This is a genomic window from Streptomyces bohaiensis, assembly GCF_012033785.1.
Classification (GTDB): domain Bacteria; phylum Actinomycetota; class Actinomycetes; order Streptomycetales; family Streptomycetaceae; genus Streptomyces; species Streptomyces bohaiensis.
In genome coordinates, this window is the sequence record NZ_JAAVJC010000214.1 from 1 (window position 1) to 7,924 (window position 7,924).

At 74.1% G+C, this 7,924-nt stretch carries 6 protein-coding genes; 4 read left to right on the plus strand and 2 right to left on the minus strand.

What is annotated here, in order from left to right:
- Positions 1 to 110: 110 nt before the first annotated feature.
- Positions 111 to 1,289, minus strand: a complete 1,179-nt coding sequence (gene xylA / locus HCN52_RS18820; RefSeq protein WP_312876776.1) for a xylose isomerase — start codon at positions 1,287 to 1,289, stop codon at positions 111 to 113.
- 289 nt (positions 1,290 to 1,578) lie between these two features.
- Between xylA and xylB the strand changes: the two genes are divergently transcribed.
- Positions 1,579 to 3,093, plus strand: coding sequence for a xylulokinase (xylB, locus tag HCN52_RS18825; RefSeq protein ID WP_168089633.1), 1,515 nt, complete (start codon positions 1,579 to 1,581; stop codon positions 3,091 to 3,093).
- Positions 3,090 to 4,301, plus strand: a complete 1,212-nt coding sequence (locus HCN52_RS18830) for an ROK family protein (RefSeq protein ID WP_168089634.1) — start codon at positions 3,090 to 3,092, stop codon at positions 4,299 to 4,301. Before xylB ends, HCN52_RS18830 begins: the two co-directional genes overlap by 4 nt.
- Positions 4,302 to 4,458: 157 nt before the next feature.
- Here HCN52_RS18830 and HCN52_RS18835 read toward each other — a convergent pair whose 3' ends face one another.
- Entirely contained in the window at positions 4,459 to 4,974 is a 516-nt protein-coding gene (locus tag HCN52_RS18835) for a PH domain-containing protein (protein WP_168089635.1), read from the minus strand.
- Positions 4,975 to 5,197: 223 nt separating this feature from the next.
- Between HCN52_RS18835 and HCN52_RS18840 the strand changes: the two genes are divergently transcribed.
- Both HCN52_RS18840 and purF read left to right on the plus strand, forming a co-directional pair.
- Positions 5,198 to 6,004, plus strand: coding sequence for a maleylpyruvate isomerase family mycothiol-dependent enzyme (locus HCN52_RS18840; RefSeq protein ID WP_168089636.1), 807 nt, complete (start codon positions 5,198 to 5,200; stop codon positions 6,002 to 6,004).
- Between the two features lie 291 nt (positions 6,005 to 6,295).
- Positions 6,296 to 7,858 carry an amidophosphoribosyltransferase gene (gene purF / locus HCN52_RS18845; protein ID WP_312876777.1) on the plus strand — a complete coding sequence of 521 codons (1,563 nt, stop codon included), beginning with the start codon at positions 6,296 to 6,298 and terminating at the stop codon, positions 7,856 to 7,858.
- Positions 7,859 to 7,924: the final 66 nt, after the last annotated feature.

The following is a 7,924-nucleotide window of genomic DNA, read 5'->3' on the forward strand; positions in this document are numbered from 1 at the left end:
CCTGGTGCTGTTCTTCGCGATGCTCGCGTTCGTGCCGCTGTTCTTCTTCGCCTCGGTCTACGCGCAGGTCTCCCTCGGGGCCTCCACCAACCAGGCCGCGCTGTACCGCCTCAGGGACGGGCAGCCATCAGGTGGTCCATCGCCAGCTGGTCCAGCCGCTCGAAGGCCATGCCGCGGGCGGCGGCGGCGTCCACGTCGAACTCCTCGAACGCGGAGGCGTCCGACAGCAGCGCCGAGGCGGTCTCACCCGCCGCCAGCGTCGGGGTGTTCAGCTCGTCGACGCGGGCGGCGGCCAGCGCATCCTGCACCTCCGGGTCGGCGCGGAACGCCGCGGCCCGCTCCCGCAGGATCAGGTAGTTGCGCATGCAGCCGGCGGCCGACTCCCAGACGCCCTCGGCGTCCTCGGTGCGCGGCGGCTTGAAGTCGAAGTGCCGCGGGCCGGTGTAGCCGCCGGTCTCCAACAGGTCGACCAGCCAGAACGCCGCCCGCAGGTCACCGGCGCCGAAGCGGAGGTCCTGGTCGAACCGGGTGCCGTGCTGGCCGTTGAGGTCGATGTGGAACAGCTTGTCCGACCACAGCGCCTGGGCGATGCCGTGCGCGAAGTTCAGCCCGGCCATCTGCTCGTGGCCGACCTCCGGGTTGACGCCGAACAGCTCGGGCCGCTCCAGCCGGTCGATGAAGGCGATGGCGTGCCCGACCGTCGGCAGCAGGATGTCGCCGCGGGGCTCGTTCGGCTTCGGCTCGATCGCGAACCGCAGCCCGTAGCCCTGCTCGGTGACGTACTCGCCGAGGAGGTCGAACGCCTCCTTCATCCGGTCCAGCGCCCCGCGGACGTCCTTGGAGCCGTTGCTCTCCGAGCCCTCCCGGCCGCCCCACGCGACGTAGGTCTCCGCGCCCAGCTCGGCGGCCAGGTCGATGTTGCGCATGGTCTTGCGCAGCGCGTACCGGCGGATGTCGCGGTCGTTGGCGGTGAAGCCGCCGTCCTTGAAGACCGGGTGGGAGAACAGGTTGGTGGTCGCCATCGGGACCTTGAGGCCGGTGGTGGCCAGCGCATCCTTGAACCGCTTGATGATCGCGTCGCGCTCGCTCTCGGAGGAGCCGTGCGGGATCAGGTCGTCGTCGTGGAACGTGATGCCGTGGGCACCCAGTTCGGCCAGCCGGTTCACGGCCTCCACCGGGTCCAGCGGGGCGCGGGTCGCGACGCCGAACGGGTCGTTGCCGCTCCAACCGACGGTCCACAGACCGAAGCTGAACTTGTCCTGCGGGGTGGGCACGTAGTTCTGCGGCACGGGCGCTCCTCGTCTCGGTCCTGCGGGCGTGCGGGGGTACCGGCCGTGACGGGCGGCGGTACCGGTCTCCCCGGCCGCCATTTCGTCAGGGCTATTTACAAATTAGTATGCGTACCCGCCGGGGCAGTCAAGAGACCCGTCGTCGCAACATGGGTGTGCGAACGCGCGCACCAGCGGCGGCGGCGCGCGGGCCACCGCGACCGCCCGCGCACCCGACCACCCGGGCGACCCGCACCCACGGCGCACGCGACCGCACCGCACCGCACCCGGAACCCAGGAGGCAGCACCCATGGCCACAGCGCACGGACCACTGGTCATCGGGGTGGACAGCTCGACGCAGTCCACCAAGGCACTCGTCGTGGACACCGCCACCGGTGAGGTCGTCGCCTCCGGCCAGGCGAGCCACCCCACCACCGCCACCCACGAGATCGACCCCGAACACTGGTGGACGGCGCTCACCGCCGCCCTGGAGCAGTGCGGACGCGCCGCCACCGAGGCCGAGGCGATCTCCGTCGCCGGCCAGCAGCACGGCCTCGTCACCCTCGACGCCGGCGGTGCCCCCGTCCGCCCCGCCCTCCAGTGGAACGACGTCCGCTCCGCCCCGCAGGTCGACTCCCTCATCCGCGACCTCGGCGGTCCCGCCGCCTGGGCCCGCCGCGTCGGCAGCGTCCCCGCCCCCTCCTTCACCGCCCCCAAGTGGCGCTGGCTCACCGAGAACGAGCCCGAGGCAGCCGCCCGCACCGCCGCCGTCCGACTGCCCCACGACTACCTCACCGGCCGCCTCACCGGCGAGGGCACCACCGACCGCGGCGACGCCTCCGGCACCGGCTGGTGGGCCGGGGACGACGCCGGCTACGACACCGGCATCCTCGACCACCTCGGTCTCGACCCCGCCCTCCTGCCGCGCGTCGTCGGCCGCGGCGAGGGCGCCGGCACCGTCATGGCCGCCGCCGGACTCCCGCTGAAAACCGGCGCCCTCGTCGCCGCCGGCACCGGCGACAACATGGGCGCCGCGCTCGGCCTCGGCCTCGCCCCGGGCACCCCCGTCCTCAGCCTCGGCACCTCCGGCACCGTCTACGCCGTGAGCCGCACCCGCCCCGCCGACGAGACCGGCACCGTCGCCGGCTTCGCCGACGCCACCGACGGCTGGCTCCCGCTGGCCTGCACCCTCAACTGCACCCTCGCCGTCGACCGCGTCGCCGCCCTTCTCGGCCGCGAACGCGAGGACGTCGAACCCGCCGCCGGCCCCGTGCTGCTCCCGTTCCTCGACGGCGAACGCACCCCCCAACTCCCCTACGCCTCCGGCCTGCTCTACGGACTGCGCCACGACACCACCGGCGGGCAGGTCCTCCAGGCCGCGTACGACGGCGCCGTCTACGCCCTGCTGCGCGCCCTCGACCTCGTCCTCGCCGACGAGTCCCGCCCCGACGCCCCGATCCTGCTCATCGGCGGCGGCGCCCGCGGCACCGCCTGGCGCGAGACCGTCCGCCGCCTCTCCGGCCGCCCCGTCCAGGTCCCCCGCGCCCAGGAACTCGTCGCGCTCGGCGCCGCCGCCCAGGCCGCCGGACTGCTGCTCGGCACCGACCCCGCCGAGGTCGCCCGCGGCTGGCGCACCGCCGAGGGCCCCTCCCACGACGCCGTCCCCCGCGACGACGAGGCGCTGGCCCGCCTGGAGAACGCCCTCACCGGCGCGGACGAGCTGCTCCGCCGCCCCACCCCGGCCGCCCCGGGCGGCCCCGCGACGGCGGACACCACCGGATACGCCCCCGACGGCGACGACCGGGGCGGTAACCTCCCGCGATGACCACCACCCGCCGGCTGCACACCCAGCAGGACATGCGCCGCCGCAACCTCGCGGCCGTCCTGTACGCCGTCGCGGACGGCGGCCCCGCCTCCCGGGCGCGGGTCGCCGACCGGATCGGCCTCACCCGCACCGCCGTCTCCACCCTGGTGGACGACCTGCTGGCAGCCGGCCTGCTCGCCGAGGCCGGCCTCGGGCACTCCGGTGCCCCGGGCCGGCCCGGCACCGTCCTCGCCCTCAGCGACCGCGGGCCCTGCGGCCTCGGCGCCGAGATCGGCGTCGACCACCTCGCGGTCTGCGCGGTCGACCTGCGCGGCCGCGTCCGCGCCCGCGCCGCCGTCGACTCCGCCAACCGCGGCAGTGCGCCCGAGCCCGTCCTGGCACGGCTCGCGGCACTGGTGACCCGCGTCCACGACGAGGTCACCGCCGCCGGACTCCACCCCGCCGGGCTCCGCGTCGCCGTCCCCGGCCTCGTCTCCCGCGACCGCGCCCACGTCGTCCAGGCCCCCAACCTCGGCTGGCGCGACGTCGACCTCACCACCGGCCCCCTCGCCGCCCACGCCCCGCTGACCGCCGACAACGAGGCCAACCTCGGCGCCCTCGCCGAACTGTGGATCGGCGACCCCGTCTGCCGCACCGGCGACGTCCTGCACATCTCCGCCGAGATCGGCATCGGCTCCGCGATCCTCACCGACGGCCGCCTGCTGCGCGGCAACCGCGGCTTCGCCGGCGAACTCGGCCACGTCCCCGTCCGCCGCCGCGGCGAGAACTGCGCCTGCGGCGGCCGCGGCTGCCTGGAGCAGTACGCCGGCGAAGCCGCGCTGCTGCGCGCCGTCGGACTCGACCCCGCCCGCGCCGTCGCCGACCACCCCGGCCCCGGCGCCCGCTCCGCCTACCTCGCCGGCCGCGCCGAGCACGGCGACCCCGACGTGCTGCGCGCGCTGCGCGGCGCCGGGACCGACCTCGGCATCGCCCTCACCGGCGCCACCCACCTGCTCGACCCCCACGCGCTCGTCCTCGGCGGCGCGCTCGCCGTCCTCGCACCCTGGCTGCTGCCGTCCCTCACCGCGGAGTTGACCCGGCGGCTCGGCACCGCGCCGCCGCTGGTCGTCTCCCGCCTCGGCGCCGACGGGCCGCTGCTCGGCGCGGCCCACGCCGTCACCCGCACCGTCCTCGACGACCCGCTGCGCACCGGCACCGCTCCCGGCTGACGGCACCGCACCTGCCTGACCGGCGACGTCCGAGTGACCCGAGGACCGGCGCCCTGCGGACCTACTGCCGCCACGCGGCCCGGACATGCTGCGAGCCCCGGCCGGTGGCCGGGGCTCGACGGGCGAGTGGAGGAGGGGCGCCGCAGCAGGCGCCGAATCAGACCTGGTAGCCCGGGCCGTCCTGGCCGATCGCATCGATCTGCTGGTACACCTTCGTCTTCAGCAGCTCCGGGTCCGGCACGTGACGCAGCGTCATCTTCCCCTGCTCCGAGGCCGACTGCACGTGCAGCGTGCCGTACCGCATGATCCGCTCCCACAACCCGACCGAGTACGAGACGTCGTTGACCCGGGTCAGCGGGATCGAGCGGCCGGCCTTGGTGATGAACCCCGTCCGCTTGTGCAGTCGCTTGGTCGTCAGCACGTACACCGTGGAGCGCCACTGCAACAGCGGGATCAGCCAGAGCCACAGCGCGGCGATCACGCCGGCGCCGATGACCACCCACCGGCCGATGTCGCTCCACTCCTCGTCGGACGGCATCACCCACAGCAGGGCGGCGGTACCCGCGATGACGACGAGGAGAAGCAGGAACTCCGAGACCAGCGTGGTCCAGTGCTGGCGGGTGTAGAAGACCAGGTCTTCGTCGTCTGCGAGGTACTTGTCCGCGATAGGCATGCGCGAATCCTGGCACACCGCGGTGCGCGGCAGACAGGCGTGGCCGAGAGCTGATACCCGCCCGGTACCGTCCCGGTGCCCCACCGTCCGGGGGAGGTTGCGGCCCGCGCCGACCGGCCCCGCCGAGCCGCCTCGTCCGCCCGACGGACGCCCGGGCGGTGGCGGCACACCGGGTCGGTGACTCTCCGCCTCGCGGCGGCGCCGCAGGTCGTAAGCTCCAGACATGTCCACACCTCGGCGCAAGCCTCGCTCCTACCATCCCGACCGGGTCCGGGATGCGGTGCTGGCGCAGGTGGAGTTCGTCCGCCTGGCCGCCCACGAGCTCACCCCCCAGCAGCTCGGCAGGCCCACCGGCCTGCCCGGCTGGGACGTCCGCCACCTGCTGGCCCACCTCGCCCGGCAGATCGACGCCCTCCCGCAGCTCCTCGCCGAGCCGGCGCCCCGCGCCACCCGCCCCTCCTGCACGCTCTCCCAGTGGGTGCTGGGAACGGGCGAGATCGCCGCCAAGATCGACTCCTGGGCCCAGGAGGACGCCGCCTCCCGGGACGACCAGGCCGCCGCGATCGACACCGCGGCGGAGGAGCTGGAGTCGGTCATCGACACCGGTGTGCGGGAGGACCTCCTGCTGCCCCACGTCTTCGGCCCGATGCGCGCCCTCGACTTCACCGTCACCCGGCTCGTCGAACTCGTCGTGCACAGCGACGACCTGACGCGCGCCACCGGCAGCCCGGTGCGGCTGGACCGCATGGCGGTCGCCAGCACCGTCCGTGTCCTCGCCGACGCGCTGGCCGAGAAGGCGCCGGGGTTCTCGACCGAGCTGCGGATCCCGCCGTTCGCCGCCGTCCAGTGCCTCGCCGGCCCCCGCCACACCCGCGGCACCCCCGGACAGGTCGTGGAGACCGACCCCGTCAGCTGGATCCGGCTCGCGACCGGTCGTGTCACGTGGAAGACGATGACGGCGACCGGGCGGTTGAAGGTCGGCGGGGAGCGCGCCGCCGGGCTCGCCGACGAACTGCCCGTACTGCACTGAACGGGGTGCCGGCACGGAACGGGGCACCGGCGAGGGCGACCGCGGGGCGGCGCACCCCGCCCGCCGGCCGAACACCAGGTCGCGAACCTGTTCCGATCGCCCCTCGTGGCACCGACTCCGATGGTCACCCCGGGTCACGGCGCTGCGGGCCCAGCGTGGCCGTCGTCGGCTGCGTCGCAGGTCAGCGCCGGTACGGTCGTGGCGGAGCGCGTCGCGGGTCGTTGCCGGGTGAGCCATGTGTCACAAGGAGCGCGGCCCGCACCCGGGGCAACCTGCCCTAGACTGGCGAATGTGCGTGGTGATGGACGACTCAGCCACGACCTCGACCCCGGTGAGAAGGGCCCGAGAGACGCCTGCGGCGTCTTCGGTGTCTGGGCTCCGGGCGAGGAGGTCGCCAAACTCAGCTATTTCGGTCTGTACGCGCTGCAGCACCGGGGGCAGGAGTCCGCGGGCATCGCGGTGAGCAACGGCTCGAAGATCCTCGTCTTCAAGGACATGGGTCTTGTCTCGCAGGTCTTCGACGAGACCTCCCTCGGCTCTCTCCAGGGGCACATCGCCGTCGGGCACGCCCGGTACTCGACCACCGGGTCCTCCACCTGGGAGAACGCGCAGCCGACCTTCCGTGCGACGGGCCACGGCTCGATCGCGCTGGGCCACAACGGCAACCTGGTCAACACCGCCGAACTGGCCGAGATGGTCGCCGAGCTGCCCGGGGGACACACCCCCCGGCACCGCGTCGCGGCCACCAACGACACCGACCTGGTGACGGCGCTGCTCGCGGGCCAGACCGACGACGACGGCAAGCCGCTGACCGTCGAGGACGCCGCCGAGCGCGTGCTGCCCCGTGTCCGTGGCGCCTTCAGCTTCGTCTTCATGGACGAGACGACCCTCTACGCCGCCCGTGACCCGCAGGGCTTCCGCCCGCTGGTCCTCGGCCGGCTGGAACGCGGTTGGGTGGTCGCCTCCGAGAGCGCGGCCCTCGACATCGTGGGCGCCTCCTTCATCCGGGAGATCGAACCGGGCGAGATGATCGCCGTCGACGAGAACGGTCTCCGCACCCGGCGATTCGCTGAAGCGAAGCCCCGGGGGTGCGTCTTCGAGTACGTGTACCTCGCGCGCCCGGACACCGACATCGCCGGCCGCAACGTCTACCTCTCGCGCGTCGAGATGGGTCGCCGCCTCGCCGCGGAGGCCCCCGTCGACGCCGACCTGGTGATAGCGACACCGGAGTCCGGCACCCCGGCCGCCATCGGCTACGCCGAGGCGAGCGGCATCCCCTACGGCTCGGGCCTGGTGAAGAACGCCTACGTCGGGCGCACCTTCATCCAGCCGAGCCAGACCATCCGCCAGCTGGGTATCCGGCTGAAACTGAACCCGCTCAAGGAGGTCATCCGGGGGAAGCGGCTGGTGGTGGTGGACGACTCGATCGTCCGCGGCAACACCCAGCGCGCTCTGATCCGGATGCTCCGCGAGGCGGGCGCGGCCGAGGTCCATGTGCGGATCAGCTCGCCGCCCATCAAGTGGCCCTGCTTCTTCGGCATCGACTTCGCCACCCGCGCGGAGCTGATCGCCAACGGCCTGACCACGGACGAGATCGGCACCTCGCTCGGCGCCGACTCCCTCGCCTACATCTCGTTGGACGGCATGGTCGAGGCGACGACGATCGCCAAGCCGGACCTCTGCCGGGCGTGCTTCGACGGCGAGTACCCGGTCGACCTGCCCGACCCCACCCTGCTGGGCAAGGACCTCCTGGAGGAGCGTCCCGGGCGTGACGGCACACGCCACAGCGACGTGGACGGGGTCGACGCCCTGGTCACCGGGCCCGGCGCCGGCGACGCCCTGCGCAGGCCGTGACGACGGGCGCCGCTCGGCCGGCGGGCGGGGCGCACCAGGAGTGCGCCCACCCGGCCGGCCCGGCGC